The sequence below is a fragment of the Pseudomonas sp. AM14(2022) genome (assembly GCF_036346455.1).
Lineage (GTDB): Bacteria > Pseudomonadota > Gammaproteobacteria > Pseudomonadales > Pseudomonadaceae > Aquipseudomonas > Aquipseudomonas putida_A.
On the sequence record NZ_JAOTNY010000032.1, the window covers coordinates 1 to 15,432 of the forward strand.

Here is a 15,432-nt window from a genome sequence, read left to right on the forward strand (position 1 = left end):
GATGGTGCCAACGTTGACGTGCGGTAGGGAACGATCAAATTTTTCTTTAGCCACGACAATTAACTCCTAGCCTAAAGGGGCTGAATCAGCCTTGTTTTTTGGTTACGGATTCGACGATGTGCGACGGAGCCGTATCGTATTTTTTGAATTCCATAGAGTAGCTTGCGCGACCCTGGGACATGGAACGAACGTCGGTCGCATAACCGAACATCTCACCCAGTGGAACCTCGGCACGGATAACCTTGCCGGACACTGTGTCTTCCATACCCTGGATCATGCCGCGACGACGGTTAAGGTCGCCCATTACATCACCCATATAGTCTTCAGGCGTAACAACCTCTACCGCCATGATCGGCTCGAGCAACTCACCACCGCCCTTCTGGGCCAGTTGCTTGGTCGCCATGGAAGCAGCCACTTTAAACGCCATCTCGTTGGAGTCGACGTCGTGGTAAGAACCATCGAACACGGTAGCCTTCAGGCCGATCAGCGGATAGCCGGCAACAACGCCGTTCTTCATCTGCTCTTCGATACCCTTCTGGATAGCCGGGATGTATTCCTTAGGAACCACACCACCTACAACTTCGTTCACGAATTGCAGACCTTCCTGACCTTCGTCAGCAGGAGCAAAACGGATCCAGCAGTGACCGAACTGGCCGCGACCACCGGACTGACGAACGAACTTGCCTTCGATTTCACAGTTCTTCGTGATGCGCTCACGATACGAAACCTGAGGCTTGCCGATGTTGGCTTCGACGTTGAACTCACGGCGCATCCGGTCAACCAGGATGTCCAGGTGCAGCTCGCCCATGCCGGAGATGATCGTTTGACCAGTCTCTTCATCAGTTTTAACGCGGAAAGACGGGTCTTCCTGAGCCAGCTTGCCCAGTGCGATACCCATTTTTTCCTGGTCATCCTTGGTCTTAGGCTCTACGGCAACCGAAATAACCGGCTCCGGGAAGTCCATGCGAACCAGGATGATTGGCTTGTCAGCGTTGCAGAGGGTTTCACCAGTGGTGACGTCCTTCATGCCGATCAGGGCCGCGATGTCGCCAGCGCGTACTTCCTTGATCTCTTCACGGGCGTTTGCGTGCATTTGCACCATACGGCCCACGCGCTCTTTCTTGCCTTTAACCGAGTTGATCACGCCGTCGCCGGAGTTCAACACGCCCGAGTAAACACGGACGAAGGTCAAAGTACCCACGAATGGGTCGGTAGCGATTTTGAACGCCAGTGCCGCGAACGGCTCGTCATCACTTGCGTGACGCTCCATTTCCTCTTCCTCGTTATCAGGGTTCGAGCCCTTGATAGCTGGAATGTCGGTTGGAGCAGGCAGGAAGTCGATAACGGCGTCGAGAACCAGGGGAACGCCCTTGTTCTTGAACGACGAACCGCACACAGCCAGAACGATTTCGCCAGCGATAGTGCGCTGACGCAGAGCGGCCTTGATCTCTTCGATCGACAGCTCTTCGCCTTCCAGGTACTTGTTCATCAGCTCTTCACTGGCTTCGGCCGCAGCCTCAACCATGTTGCTGCGCCACTCAGTAGCCAGCTCGAGCATGTCCGCAGGGATTTCCTTGCGAACAGGAACCATACCCTTGTCAGAGTCGTTCCAGTAAACAGCCTGCATGTTGATCAGGTCGATCTGGCCCTGGAAGTTGTCTTCCGAACCGATAGCCAGCTGAATCGGCACCGGAGTGTGACCCAGACGCTGTTTGATCTGACCGATCACGCGCAGGAAGTTGGCACCAGCACGGTCCATCTTGTTTACGTAAACAAGACGTGGAACGCCGTATTTGTTGGCTTGACGCCATACGGTTTCCGACTGAGGCTCAACACCCGAAGTACCGCAGAATACAACGACAGCGCCGTCGAGTACGCGCAGGGAACGTTCAACTTCAATGGTGAAGTCTACGTGGCCCGGGGTATCGATGACGTTGAAACGGTGCTCGTGCGGGTACTGCTTCTCGGAACCTTTCCAGAAGGCGGTAATGGCAGCAGAAGTAATGGTAATACCACGCTCCTGCTCCTGAACCATCCAGTCTGTGGTCGCGGCGCCGTCATGCACCTCGCCCATTTTGTGACTTTTGCCAGTGTAAAAAAGGACGCGCTCGGTGGTGGTGGTTTTACCAGCATCCACGTGAGCGACGATACCGATGTTACGGTAGCGACTAATCGGAGTAGTACGAGCCATAAAGCCCTCGCAAAATTAGTGAAGCTAAAATTAGAAGCGGTAGTGCGAGAAAGCTTTGTTGGCTTCGGCCATACGGTGCACGTCTTCACGCTTCTTAACAGCAGCACCTTTACCTTCAGCAGCATCCAGCAGTTCGCCAGCCAAGCGCAGAGCCATAGACTTCTCGCCACGCTTACGGGCGAAGTCTACCAACCAGCGCATTGCCAGAGCGTTACGGCGGGAAGGACGAACCTCGACCGGAACCTGGTAAGTAGCACCACCAACGCGGCGCGACTTCACTTCGACCAGCGGAGCGATGGCGTCGAGTGCTTTTTCGAAGAGTTCCAGGGGATCGGTGCCGGCCTTACGAGCCTTCACGGTTTCCAGGGCACCATAAACGATACGCTCGGCAACGGCTTTCTTGCCGCTTTCCATAACGTGGTTCATGAATTTGGCGAGGATCTGGCTTCCGTATTTCGGATCGTCCAGAATCTCACGCTTTGCTGCTACGCGACGTCTTGGCATGATAAGCCCTCAAGCGGTCTTCAGGTTAGTTCGGGACAGATCCAGTGGATGCAAGCCCGACCTTACTCTTATCGACTCAATAAAATGAAAATCTGCAAAACGACCGATTACTTCGGACGCTTGGTACCGTACTTCGAACGACCCTGGTTACGGCCTTTAACGCCGGAAGTATCCAAGGAGCCGCGAACGGTGTGGTAACGAACACCTGGCAAGTCTTTTACACGACCGCCGCGGATCAGTACCACGCTGTGCTCTTGCAGGTTGTGGCCTTCACCACCGATGTACGAGGAAACCTCGAAACCGTTGGTCAGACGCACACGGCATACTTTACGCAGTGCCGAGTTAGGTTTTTTCGGCGTAGTGGTGTACACACGGGTGCACACGCCACGACGTTGCGGGCAGTTCTGCAGCGCAGGTACGTCGGATTTCTCGACGATACGCTTACGCGGCTGACGTACCAGCTGGTTGATAGTTGCCATCTACTAGCTCCACTGTTGTCTTGCGACGCTATTGTCTTGCAAGAAAAGCAAAATGACAGGAACGGATTCCCGCCAAATTTAGGGGATCAAGAGTCTAAAGAGGATCTTGTCCCCAGTCAAGGCAAGGCCCCGACCTCCCCGCCCGTCGAACCTTGACAATTTGTCTCGATTCGACGAACGGAGCGATCAGGGCCTCAGCTTAGTTACCGCAGAACTCAGTTACCGCTCGAGTTCAGCGCTTCGGTCAGTGCAGCTTCCACTTCACTGGCGCTTACGCGCAACGGCTTGTCTGCATCACGACGACGCTTGCGCTCGCTGTGATATGCCAGACCGGTACCGGCCGGGATCAGACGACCCACAACCACGTTTTCTTTCAGGCCGCGCAGATAGTCGCGCTTGCCGGTGACTGCCGCTTCGGTCAGTACGCGAGTGGTTTCCTGGAAGGAAGCCGCCGAGATGAACGATTCGGTGGACAACGACGCCTTGGTGATACCCAGCAGAACGCGAGTGAACTTGGAGACAAACTTGTCTTCCGCGCTCAGACGTTCGTTCTCTACCAGTACGTGAGTCAGTTCCATCTGGTCGCCCTTGATGAAGCTGGAATCGCCGGATTCGGAGATCTCAACTTTACGCAGCATCTGACGCAAGATGGTCTCGATGTGCTTGTCGTTGATCTTCACACCTTGCAGACGGTAAACGTCCTGGATCTCGTTCACGATGTACTTGGCCAGCGCGCTCACACCCAGCAGACGCAGGATGTCGTGCGGATCGCTTGGACCGTCGGAGATAACTTCGCCGCGGTTTACCTGTTCACCTTCGAACACGTTCAGGTGACGCCACTTCGGAATCAGCTCTTCGTACGGATCGCTACCGTCGTTCGGGGTAATGACCAGACGGCGCTTGCCTTTGGTCTCTTTACCGAACGCGATGGTGCCGCTGACTTCAGCCAGAATCGACGCTTCCTTCGGACGACGAGCTTCGAACAAGTCGGCAACACGCGGCAGACCACCGGTGATGTCACGGGTCTTCGAAGTTTCTTGCGGGATACGAGCGATAACATCACCGATCGCGATCTTCGCACCGTCCGCAACACCGACCAGAGCGTTGGCTGGCAGGAAGTACTGAGCGATAACGTCAGTGCCTGGCAGCAACAGATCCTTGCCGTTGTCGTCGACCATCTTCACTGCAGGACGGATTTCCTTACCGGCAGCTGGACGATCTTTCGCGTCGAGTACTTCAATGTTGGTCATACCGGTCAATTCGTCAGTCTGACGCTTGATCGTGATGCCTTCTTCCATGCCCACGTAGGTCACGGTACCTTTCATTTCGGTAACGATCGGGTGAGTGTGCGGATCCCACTTGGCCACGATTGCGCCAGCGTCGACCTTGTCACCTTCTTTAACCGAAATCACAGCACCGTACGGCAGCTTGTAACGCTCACGCTCACGACCGAAGTCATCAGCGATTGCCAGCTCACCGGAACGGGACACGGCAACCAGGTGGCCATCCACTCGCTCAACGTGTTTCAGGTTGTGCAGACGGACAGTACCGCCATTCTTCACCTGAACGCTGTCGGCTGCGGAAGTACGGCTTGCCGCACCACCGATGTGGAACGTACGCATCGTCAGCTGGGTACCCGGCTCACCGATGGACTGGGCAGCAATAACGCCGACCGCTTCACCGATGTTCACCTGGTGACCACGAGCCAGATCACGGCCGTAGCACTTGGCGCAAATGCCATAGCGGGTTTCGCAGCTGATCGGCGAACGCACGATCACTTCGTCGATGCTGTTCAGCTCGATGAACTCGACCCACTTCTCGTCTACCAGGGTACCGGCAGGAACGATAACGTCCTCGGTGCCTGGCTTGAATACGTCACGGGCAATAACACGACCCAATACGCGCTCACCCAACGGCTCTACAACGTCACCGCCTTCAATGTGCGGAGTCATCAACAGACCGTGTTCGGTGCCGCAATCGATCTCGGTTACAACCAGATCCTGCGCCACGTCTACCAGACGACGAGTCAAGTAACCGGAGTTCGCAGTTTTCAACGCGGTATCCGCCAGACCTTTACGAGCACCGTGAGTCGAGATGAAGTACTGAAGTACGCTCAGACCTTCACGGAAGTTCGCAGTAATCGGCGTTTCAATGATGGAACCGTCCGGCTTGGCCATCAGACCACGCATACCGGCCAGCTGACGAATCTGTGCTGCGGAACCCCGCGCACCCGAGTCGGCCATCATGTACATCGAGTTGAAGGACTCTTGGTCGACTTCATCACCGTGACGGTCGATGACTTTCTCTTTCGAGAGGTTAGCCATCATCGCCTTGGAAACTTCGTCGTTCGCCTTCGACCAAAGGTCGATCACTTTGTTGTACTTCTCGCCCTGGGTTACCAGGCCGGAGGCGTACTGGCTCTCGATCTCTTTCACTTCGTCGGTGGCTGCACCGATGATGCGGGCTTTTTCGTCCGGGATAACGAAGTCGTTAACACCGATGGAAACGCCGGAGATGGTCGAGTAAGCGAAGCCGGTGTACATCAACTGGTCAGCGAAGATCACGGTCTCTTTCAGACCAACCACGCGGTAGCACTGGTTGATCAGCTTGGAGATCGCCTTTTTCTTCATTGGCAGGTTGACGACATCGTACGACAGACCTTTTGGCACAACCTGGAACAGCAGCGCACGGCCGACAGTGGTGTCGACGATACGAGTGTTACTCACGCTGTTGCCGTCACGGTCGTTGACGGTTTCGTTGATACGGACCTTGACCTTGGCGTGCAGTGCGGCTTCGCCGGCACGGAACACACGGTCAACTTCCTGCAGATCCGCGAACACACGACCTTCGCCCTTGGCGTTGATCGCTTCACGAGTCATGTAGTAGAGACCCAATACAACGTCCTGCGACGGAACGATGATTGGCTCACCGTTGGCTGGCGACAGAATGTTGTTGGTCGACATCATCAACGCACGCGCTTCGAGCTGGGCTTCCAGCGTCAGCGGTACGTGCACGGCCATTTGGTCGCCGTCGAAGTCGGCGTTGTACGCGGCACAGACCAGCGGGTGCAGCTGGATAGCCTTACCTTCGATCAGGACCGGTTCAAACGCCTGGATACCCAGACGGTGAAGGGTCGGTGCACGGTTGAGAAGAACCGGGTGTTCGCGAATCACTTCAGCGAGAACGTCCCAAACCTCTGGCAGTTCGCGCTCGACCATTTTCTTGGCCGCTTTGATGGTGGTCGCGAGACCACGCATTTCCAGCTTGCCGAAAATGAACGGTTTGAACAGCTCGAGAGCCATCTTCTTCGGCAGACCGCACTGGTGCAGACGCAGGGTCGGACCTACGGTAATTACCGAACGACCGGAGTAGTCAACACGCTTACCGAGCAAGTTCTGACGGAAACGACCTTGCTTACCCTTGATCATGTCAGCCAGGGATTTCAGAGGACGCTTGTTCGAACCGGTGATAGCGCGGCCACGACGACCGTTGTCGAGCAGTGCATCGACAGCTTCCTGCAACATACGCTTTTCGTTGCGCACGATGATGTCCGGAGCGGACAGATCCAGCAGGCGCTTCAAACGGTTGTTACGGTTAATCACTCGACGATACAGATCGTTGAGGTCGGAAGTCGCGAAGCGACCGCCATCCAGCGGGACCAGTGGACGCAGATCTGGCGGCAGAACCGGCAGAACGGTCAGCACCATCCACTCTGGCAGGTTGCCGGAACCCTGGAAGGCTTCCATCAACTTCAGACGCTTGGACAGCTTCTTGATCTTGGTTTCCGAGTTGGTTTGCGGAATCTCTTCGCGCAGGCGGCCAATCTCGTGTTCCAGGTCGATAGCGTGCAGCAGTTCACGGACAGCTTCAGCACCCATGCGGGCGTCGAAGTCGTCACCGAACTCTTCCAGCGCTTCGAAGTACTGTTCGTCGTTCAGCAGCTGACCTTTTTCAAGGGTGGTCATGCCTGGATCGATAACGACGTAGCTCTCGAAGTAGAGAACGCGTTCGATATCACGCAGGGTCATGTCCATCAGCAAGCCGATACGGGACGGCAGCGATTTCAGGAACCAGATGTGGGCAACCGGCGAAGCCAGTTCGATGTGCGCCATGCGCTCACGACGAACCTTGGCCAGCGCAACTTCAACGCCGCACTTCTCACAGATCACACCACGGTGCTTCAAGCGCTTGTACTTACCGCACAGGCACTCGTAATCCTTTACCGGGCCAAAGATCTTGGCGCAGAACAGACCGTCACGCTCAGGTTTGAACGTACGGTAGTTGATGGTTTCCGGCTTTTTAACTTCGCCGAACGACCACGAGCGGATCATCTCAGGCGAGGCCAATCCGATACGGATGGCGTCGAACTCTTCGACTTGACCCTGGTTTTTCAGCAAATTCAGTAGGTCTTTCAAGGCCTTTCCTCCTGGCGGAGCAGAGAGCGGGCAGTCCTGCCCCGCTCTCGATCGCGTCACGTGTTATTCGGTTTCCAGATCGATATCGATGCCGAGGGAACGAATTTCCTTGATCAACACGTTGAAGGACTCGGGCATGCCCGGCTCCATACGGTGATCGCCATCCACGATGTTTTTGTACATCTTGGTACGGCCGTTCACATCGTCCGACTTCACTGTGAGCATTTCTTGCAGAGTGTAAGCGGCACCGTATGCTTCCAGTGCCCAGACCTCCATCTCCCCGAAACGCTGACCACCGAACTGCGCCTTACCACCCAGCGGCTGCTGGGTAACCAGGCTGTACGAACCGGTAGAACGCGCGTGCATCTTGTCGTCTACCAAGTGGTTCAGCTTCAGCATGTACATGTAGCCAACGGTAACTGGACGCTCGAACTTGTTGCCGGTACGGCCGTCAGTCAGCTGCATCTGGCCGCTTTCCGGCAGGTCTGCCAGTTTCAGCATGGCCTTGATTTCGCTTTCCTTGGCGCCGTCGAACACTGGAGTGGCCATTGGAACGCCGCCACGCAGGTTCTTCGCCAGATCCAGGATTTCCTGATCGGAGAAGCTGTCCAGATCTTCGTTACGACCGCCGATCTGGTTGTAGATCTCGTCGAGGAAGGTACGCAGTTCAGCGACTTTACGCTGCTCTTCGACCATCCGGTTGATCTTCTCGCCCAGACCTTTGGCCGCGAGGCCCAGGTGGGTTTCAAGGATCTGACCAACGTTCATACGCGAAGGTACGCCCAACGGGTTGAGGACGACGTCGACCGGGGTGCCATTGGCATCGTGCGGCATGTCTTCAACCGGCATGATCACGGAGACCACACCTTTGTTACCGTGACGACCGGCCATCTTGTCGCCCGGCTGGATGCGACGACGGATTGCCAGGTAAACCTTGACGATTTTCAGCACGCCTGGAGCCAGGTCATCGCCCTGCTGCAGTTTGCGCTTCTTGTCTTCGAACTTGTCGTCCAGCAGACGGCGGCGATCAACGATGTAGGCCTGAGCCTTCTCGAGCTGCTCGTTCAGAGCATCTTCAGCCATGCGCAGTTTGAACCACTGACCATGCTCAAGACCGTCGAGAACTTCGTCGGTGATGTCCTGACCTTTCTTCAGACCGGCGCCGCCTTCAGCCTTGTGGCCTACCAGAGCGGAGCGCAGACGTTCGAAGGTCGCGCCTTCTACGATACGGAACTCTTCGTTCAGATCCTTGCGGATCTCGTCCAGCTGGGACTTCTCGATCGACAGAGCACGAGCATCACGCTCAACGCCGTCGCGGGTGAAGACCTGGACGTCGATGACAGTACCTTTGGTACCGGTAGGTACACGCAGGGAGGTGTCTTTAACGTCGCTGGCTTTTTCACCGAAGATCGCACGCAGCAGTTTTTCTTCCGGAGTCAGTTGGGTCTCGCCTTTCGGAGTGACTTTACCGACCAGGATGTCGCCTGCGCCTACTTCAGCACCTACGTAAACGATACCGGCTTCGTCCAGCTTGTTCAGTGCAGCCTCACCCACGTTCGGGATGTCCGCAGTGATTTCCTCTGGGCCAAGCTTGGTGTCACGAGCCACACAGGTCAGTTCCTGAATGTGAATCGTGGTGAAGCGGTCTTCCTGAACCACACGCTCGGACAGGCAGATGGAGTCTTCGAAGTTGAAGCCGTTCCATGCCATGAACGCGATGCGCATGTTCTGACCCAGTGCCAGTTCACCCATGTCGGTGGACGGGCCGTCGGCCATGATGTCGCTACGCTGAACACGATCACCCTTGCTCACCAGCGGACGCTGGTTGATGCAGGTGTTCTGGTTCGAGCGGGTGTATTTGGTCAGGTTGTAGATGTCGACACCAGCTTCGCCAGTTTCAACTTCGTCATCAGCAACACGAACCACGATACGGCTGGCATCAACGGAGTCGATCACGCCGCCACGACGAGCCACGACGCAAACGCCGGAGTCGCGGGCCACGTTACGCTCCATGCCGGTACCTACCAGCGGCTTGTCAGCGCGCAGGGTTGGTACAGCCTGACGCTGCATGTTCGAACCCATCAACGCACGGTTGGCGTCGTCGTGCTCGAGGAACGGAATCAGCGACGCTGCAACCGAAACTACCTGCTTCGGCGAAACGTCCATCAGGGTGACGTCTTCCGGCGCCTTGACGGTGAATTCGTTCAGGTGACGTACGGCTACCAGTTCGTCGATCAGGACTTTCTGCTCGTTCATGGTCGCCGAAGCCTGCGCGATCACGTGATCGGCTTCTTCAATGGCGGACAGGAACACGATCTCGTCGGTGACCACGCCCTCTTTCACCACGCGGTACGGGCTTTCCAGGAAGCCGTACTGGTTGGTGCGAGCGTACGCAGCCAGGGAGTTGATCAGACCGATGTTCGGACCTTCCGGCGTTTCAATCGGGCAGACACGACCGTAGTGAGTCGGGTGTACGTCACGGACTTCAAAGCCTGCGCGTTCACGAGTCAGACCGCCAGGGCCGAGTGCAGAGACACGACGCTTGTGGGTGATCTCGGACAGCGGGTTGTTCTGGTCCATGAACTGCGAGAGCTGGCTGGAACCGAAGAACTCCTTCACCGCCGCAGCCACTGGCTTGGCGTTGATCAGGTCTTGCGGCATCAGGCCTTCGCTTTCAGCCATCGACAGACGCTCTTTGACCGCACGCTCAACACGTACCAGGCCAACGCGGAACTGGTTCTCGGCCATTTCGCCTACGCAGCGAACACGACGGTTACCCAGGTGGTCGATGTCATCGACGATGCCTTTACCGTTACGGATGTCGACCAGAGTCTTCAGGACCGCGACGATGTCTTCCTTGCACAACACGCCCGAACCTTCGATCTCGGTACGACCGATACGACGGTTGAACTTCATCCGGCCGACCGCAGACAGGTCATAGCGCTCAGGGCTGAAGAACAGGTTGTTGAACAGGGTCTCGGCAGCGTCTTTGGTCGGCGGCTCGCCTGGACGCATCATGCGATAGATCTCGACCAGTGCTTCCAATTGGTTGCTGGTGGAGTCGATCTTCAGCGTGTCGGAGATGAACGGACCGCAGTCGATGTCGTTGGTGTACAGAGTTTCGATGCGAACAACGCCGGCCTTGGCGATTTTCGCCAGGACTTCGGTCGACAGCTCGGTGTTGCACTCTGCCAGGATTTCGCCGGTAGCCGGATGCACGATGACCTTGGCGGTGGTGCGACCCAGGACGTAGTCCAGAGGCACGTCCAGCTCTTTGATCCCGGCCTTTTCCAGCTGGTTGATGTGGCGGGCAGTAATACGACGGCCCTGCTCGACAATAACCTTGCCTTTATCGTCCTGGATATCGAGAACAGCCACTTCACCGCGCAGACGCTGAGGCACCAGTTCCAGGCTCAGGCCTTCGCCTTTAACGTGGAATACGTTGGTGGTGTAGAAAGCGTCCAGCACTTCTTCGGTGGTGTAGCCGAGCGCGCGCAGCAGTACCGAGGCCGGCAGCTTGCGACGACGGTCGATACGCACGAACACGCAGTCTTTCGGGTCGAACTCGAAGTCCAGCCACGAACCGCGGTAAGGAATGATGCGCGCGGAGTACAGCAGTTTACCGGAACTGTGCGTCTTGCCGCGGTCGTGGTCAAAGAACACGCCCGGGGAACGGTGCAGCTGGGAAACGATAACACGCTCGGTACCGTTGATTACGAAGGTACCGTTCTCAGTCATCAATGGGATTTCGCCCATGTAGACTTCTTGCTCTTTGATGTCCTTGATCGCTTTGTTCGACGATTCTTTGTCGAAAATGATCAGGCGCACTTTTACCCGCAAAGGTACGGCGAAAGTTACACCGCGCAATACGCATTCTTTGACATCAAATGCCGGTTCGCCCAGGCGATAACCGACGTACTCCAGCGCAGCATTGCCGGAGTAGCTGATGATCGGGAAAACGGATTTGAAGGCCGCATGCAGGCCCACGTCGCGGAACTGATCTTTAGTCGCTCCCGCTTGCAAGAATTCACGATACGAATCCAGCTGGATGGCCAGGAGGTACGGCACATCCATGACGTCCGGCAACTTGCTAAAGTCCTTGCGGATACGTTTTTTCTCAGTATATGAGTAAGCCATCAGCGTTCCCCAGCTTGGTCACCTGCTTGTTTGGCCCCTCCCGACGGGAGCAGCCAGAAAATCGTGCAAACCCCATGGTTTGCGCCACCGCATCGGGTGGTTACAGCGCCGTTATCAGCACCGACCCAGTCGGCTGCCAATAACGGAAAAAGGCCGGTGGCAAGAGCCACCAGCCATCAGCCTGTCGCTTGACGCTCGGGCTGGAGGAGCAAAGTCGATACTTATTTCAGCTCGACTTTAGCGCCTGCTTCTTCCAGCTTCTTCTTGGCGTCTTCAGCAGCTTCTTTCGAAACGCCTTCAGCTACAACCTGAGGAGCGCCGTCTACTTTCTCTTTGGCTTCTTTCAGGCCCAGACCGGTCAGTTCACGAACTGCCTTGATCACGTTAACCTTCTTCTCGCCAGCTTCCAGCAGAACAACGTTGAACTCGGTTTGCTCTTCAACAGCAGCAGCAGCTACAGCTGGGCCAGCCGAAGCAGCAGCAGCGGTAACACCGAAGGTTTCTTCCATCGCTTTGATCAGCTCAACGATTTCCACTACGGATTTCTGGCCGATTGCTTCGATGATTTGTTCGTTAGTCAGAGACATGACTCAATTCCTGAATTGGGGGACGGCCTACGCGACCATCGAAATAAACAAAAAACGCGAGAAGTTGACGAGCCTTAGGCTGCGGCAGCTTCTTTCTGGTCGCGAATTGCCGCCAGAGTACGAGCCAACTTGCTGGTAGCGCCTTGAATCACGCTCATCAGCTGAGAAATTGCTTCGTCACGGGTCGGCAGAGTTGCCAGTACGTCGATCTGATTAGCTGCGAGGAACTTGCCCTCGAACGCAGCTGCCTTGATCTCGAACTTGTCCTGACCCTTTGCAAACTCTTTGAAGATACGGGCAGCAGCGCCCGGATGTTCGTTCGAGAATGCAATCAGGGTCGGGCCGGTGAACACGTCGTTGAGGACACTGTATTCAGTGTCAGCAACTGCGCGCTTGAGCAGGGTGTTACGTACAACACGTACGTAAACGCCAGCTTCACGAGCCTCTTTACGGAGTCCGGTCATTGCGCCTACTGTTACGCCACGGGCATCAACCACGACAGCGGACAGAGCGACTTTGGCAGCCTCGTTGACTTCAGCGACGATGGCCTTCTTGTCTTCGAGATTAATTGCCACGGGTTTAACTCCTGCTTGTTACCGTTTCACTCGGTCGAAACCGAATGTCGTTTTGGTGTCTGATTCGGTAAGGAACCGGGAGCACCATCTGCGTAGGCTTGTGGTTTAAGGCTTGCGCCGCCTACGGTCTTGGATAGCCCCCGCCAGGCAGGGACCCCAATCTTTCAATTGGCGCGAATAATCGCGCCAACCTTTGTCTTACGCGTCCAGCGAGCTCTGGTCGATAACCAGACCTGGGCCCATAGTGGTGCTCAGGGTAACGCGCTTGACGTAAATACCTTTCGAGGAAGCTGGCTTGATACGCTTCAGATCAGCGATCAGGGCTTCAACGTTTTCCTTCAGCTTGACGGCATCGAAGCCGATCTTGCCAACGGAAGTGTGGATGATGCCGTTTTTGTCGGTGCGATAACGAACCTGACCAGCCTTGGCGTTTTTAACCGCGGTAGCTACGTCTGGAGTTACGGTGCCGACTTTCGGGTTAGGCATCAGGCCACGTGGACCGAGGATCTGACCCAGCTGACCTACAACGCGCATGGCATCCGGGGATGCGATCACTACGTCATAGTTCAGGTCGCCGCCTTTCATTTCGGCAGCCAGGTCGTCCATACCTACACGGTCAGCGCCGGCAGCCAGAGCGGCCTCAGCAGCTGGACCCTGGGTGAACACGGCAACGCGAACGGTCTTGCCAGTGCCGTGTGGCAGCACAGTAGCGCTACGAACAACTTGGTCGGATTTACGCGGGTCTACACCCAGGTTTACAGCAACGTCGAACGACTCGCTGAACTTGACAGTCGACAGCTCAGCCAGCAGAGCAGCAGCGTCTACAATGTTGTAGGCCTTGCCTGCTTCGATTTTGCCGGCGATAGCCTTTTGACGCTTGGTCAGCTTAGCCATTACACACCCTCCACGTTAAGGCCCATGCTACGAGCAGAACCGGCGATAGTACGCACGGCTGCATCCATATCAGCTGCAGTCAGATCCGCGTTTTTGGTTTTCGCGATTTCTTCCAGCTGAGCACGGGTAACAGTGCCAACCTTAACGGTGTTCGGACGAGCGGAACCGCTGGTCAGACCGGCCGCCTTCTTCAGCAGAACCGAAGCAGGGGTGGATTTGGTTTCGAAAGTGAAGCTACGGTCGCTGTAGACAGTGATGATCACTGGAGTCGGCAGACCTGCTTCAAGACCCTGAGTACGGGCGTTGAAAGCCTTGCAGAATTCCATGATGTTCACACCGTGCTGACCCAGAGCAGGACCAACAGGTGGGCTTGGGTTAGCCTGAGCGGCCTTCACTTGCAGCTTGATGTAAGCGGTAATCTTCTTGGCCATGAGGCACTCCAATTACGGGTTCGAACGCCTCGAAAGGCTCCCCGGTTACTTGCGCGTTTATCCCAGTGACGACAAAACCCCACAGCCTAGGGCTGCGGGGTTGGGATGCTTGTTCAGCTAGACCTTTTCGACCTGACTGAACTCCAACTCTACCGGAGTAGAGCGACCGAAAATAAGCACTGCCACCTGGACACGGCTCTTTTCGTAGTTAACTTCTTCGACGGTGCCGTTAAAGTCAGCGAATGGACCGTCAGTAACGCGAACTACCTCACCCGGCTCAAACAGAGTCTTCGGCTTCGGCTTATCGCTACCATCAGCCACTCGACGCAGAATGGCTTCCGCCTCTTTATCGGTGATTGGAGCAGGCTTGTCGGCGGTACCGCCAATGAAGCCCATCACCCGAGGAGTATCCTTGACCAAGTGCCAAGTACCCTCATTCATATCCATCTGTACCAGCACATAGCCTGGGAAGAACTTGCGTTCGCTTTTGCGCTTCTGGCCATTACGCATTTCCACCACTTCTTCAGTGGGAACCAGAATTTCGCCGAAGCCATCTTCCATGCCAGCCAGCTTAACGCGCTCAATCAGCGAGCGCATGACATGCTTCTCGTAACCCGAGTAAGCATGCACAACGTACCAACGCTTAGCCACGGGACACCCTTAGCCGACAATCAAGGAAACAAGCCAACCGAGCAGGGAATCAACACCCCACAACAGCAACGCCATAACGATAACCACAGCAACAACGATCAACGTTGTCTGCGTGGTTTCCTGGCGAGTTGGCCATACGACTTTACGAATCTCGGTGCGCGCTTCCTTAACCAGTACAAAGAACGACTTGCCCTTTGCAGTCTGCAGGCCTACAAAGGCAGCTACAGCAGCAATTACGAGCAAAGCGAGTACACGGTACAGGATCGGCGAAGCAGCGTAATACTGATTGCCAACTACACCCACAACCACCAAAGCAGCTACCACAAGCCACTTGAGCAGATCGAAGCGAGAGCCTTGAGCTTCAGCCTTAGGAGTCATCTATGAAGATCCTGTGAAAAGAAAGCCAGACACACCAAGTGAATCTGGCAGGTCAGGAGGGAATCGAACCCCCAACCTACGGTTTTGGAGACCGTCGCTCTGCCAATTGAGCTACTGACCTAAAACAAAATCAGGCCGACCATTATGCCGGCCCGAAAAATACATTACAACCGCTTATTCGATGATTTTA

At 55.8% G+C, this 15,432-nt stretch carries 11 protein-coding genes and 1 tRNA gene; all 12 read right to left on the reverse strand.

Annotation, left to right across the window (positions count from 1 at the left end; all coding sequences use genetic code 11):
• Positions 1 to 85: 85 nt before the first annotated feature.
• On the reverse strand, positions 86 to 2,191 hold the full coding sequence (gene fusA, locus V3W27_RS27875) for an elongation factor G (protein ID WP_007962223.1): 2,106 nt from the start codon (positions 2,189 to 2,191) through the stop codon (positions 86 to 88).
• 30 nt (positions 2,192 to 2,221) lie between these two features.
• On the reverse strand, positions 2,222 to 2,695 hold the full coding sequence (gene rpsG, locus V3W27_RS27880) for a 30S ribosomal protein S7 (protein ID WP_003228745.1): 474 nt from the start codon (positions 2,693 to 2,695) through the stop codon (positions 2,222 to 2,224).
• Between the two features lie 107 nt (positions 2,696 to 2,802).
• The gene (gene rpsL, locus V3W27_RS27885; protein WP_003186084.1) at positions 2,803 to 3,174 is read right to left on the reverse strand and encodes a 30S ribosomal protein S12; all 372 of its coding nucleotides are present in this window, start codon (positions 3,172 to 3,174) and stop codon (positions 2,803 to 2,805) included.
• Between the two features lie 215 nt (positions 3,175 to 3,389).
• Positions 3,390 to 7,589 (reverse strand): DNA-directed RNA polymerase subunit beta', encoded by a 4,200-nt coding sequence (rpoC, locus tag V3W27_RS27890; protein ID WP_027614261.1) that lies wholly within the window; start codon positions 7,587 to 7,589, stop codon positions 3,390 to 3,392.
• A gap of 63 nt (positions 7,590 to 7,652) precedes the next feature.
• Positions 7,653 to 11,726, reverse strand: a complete 4,074-nt coding sequence (gene rpoB, locus V3W27_RS27895; protein ID WP_027614262.1) for a DNA-directed RNA polymerase subunit beta — start codon at positions 11,724 to 11,726, stop codon at positions 7,653 to 7,655.
• Positions 11,727 to 11,947: 221 nt separating this feature from the next.
• On the reverse strand, positions 11,948 to 12,313 hold the full coding sequence (gene rplL / locus V3W27_RS27900) for a 50S ribosomal protein L7/L12 (protein ID WP_007962228.1): 366 nt from the start codon (positions 12,311 to 12,313) through the stop codon (positions 11,948 to 11,950).
• Positions 12,314 to 12,387: 74 nt separating this feature from the next.
• Entirely contained in the window at positions 12,388 to 12,888 is a 501-nt protein-coding gene (rplJ, locus tag V3W27_RS27905) for a 50S ribosomal protein L10 (RefSeq protein WP_003228752.1), read from the reverse strand.
• Between the two features lie 198 nt (positions 12,889 to 13,086).
• Entirely contained in the window at positions 13,087 to 13,782 is a 696-nt protein-coding gene (gene rplA, locus V3W27_RS27910) for a 50S ribosomal protein L1 (RefSeq protein WP_003228754.1), read from the reverse strand.
• A complete protein-coding gene (gene rplK / locus V3W27_RS27915) occupies positions 13,782 to 14,213 on the reverse strand; it encodes a 50S ribosomal protein L11 (RefSeq protein WP_003228756.1) in 432 nt (143 codons plus the stop codon). Before rplK ends, rplA begins: the two co-directional genes overlap by 1 nt.
• A gap of 117 nt (positions 14,214 to 14,330) precedes the next feature.
• Entirely contained in the window at positions 14,331 to 14,864 is a 534-nt protein-coding gene (nusG, locus tag V3W27_RS27920) for a transcription termination/antitermination protein NusG (protein WP_025113545.1), read from the reverse strand.
• A 9-nt stretch (positions 14,865 to 14,873) separates the two neighbouring features.
• Positions 14,874 to 15,242 carry a preprotein translocase subunit SecE gene (secE, locus tag V3W27_RS27925; protein ID WP_041074957.1) on the reverse strand — a complete coding sequence of 123 codons (369 nt, stop codon included), beginning with the start codon at positions 15,240 to 15,242 and terminating at the stop codon, positions 14,874 to 14,876.
• A gap of 45 nt (positions 15,243 to 15,287) precedes the next feature.
• A tRNA-Trp gene (locus V3W27_RS27930) sits at positions 15,288 to 15,363 on the reverse strand.
• Positions 15,364 to 15,432 lie beyond the last annotated feature (69 nt).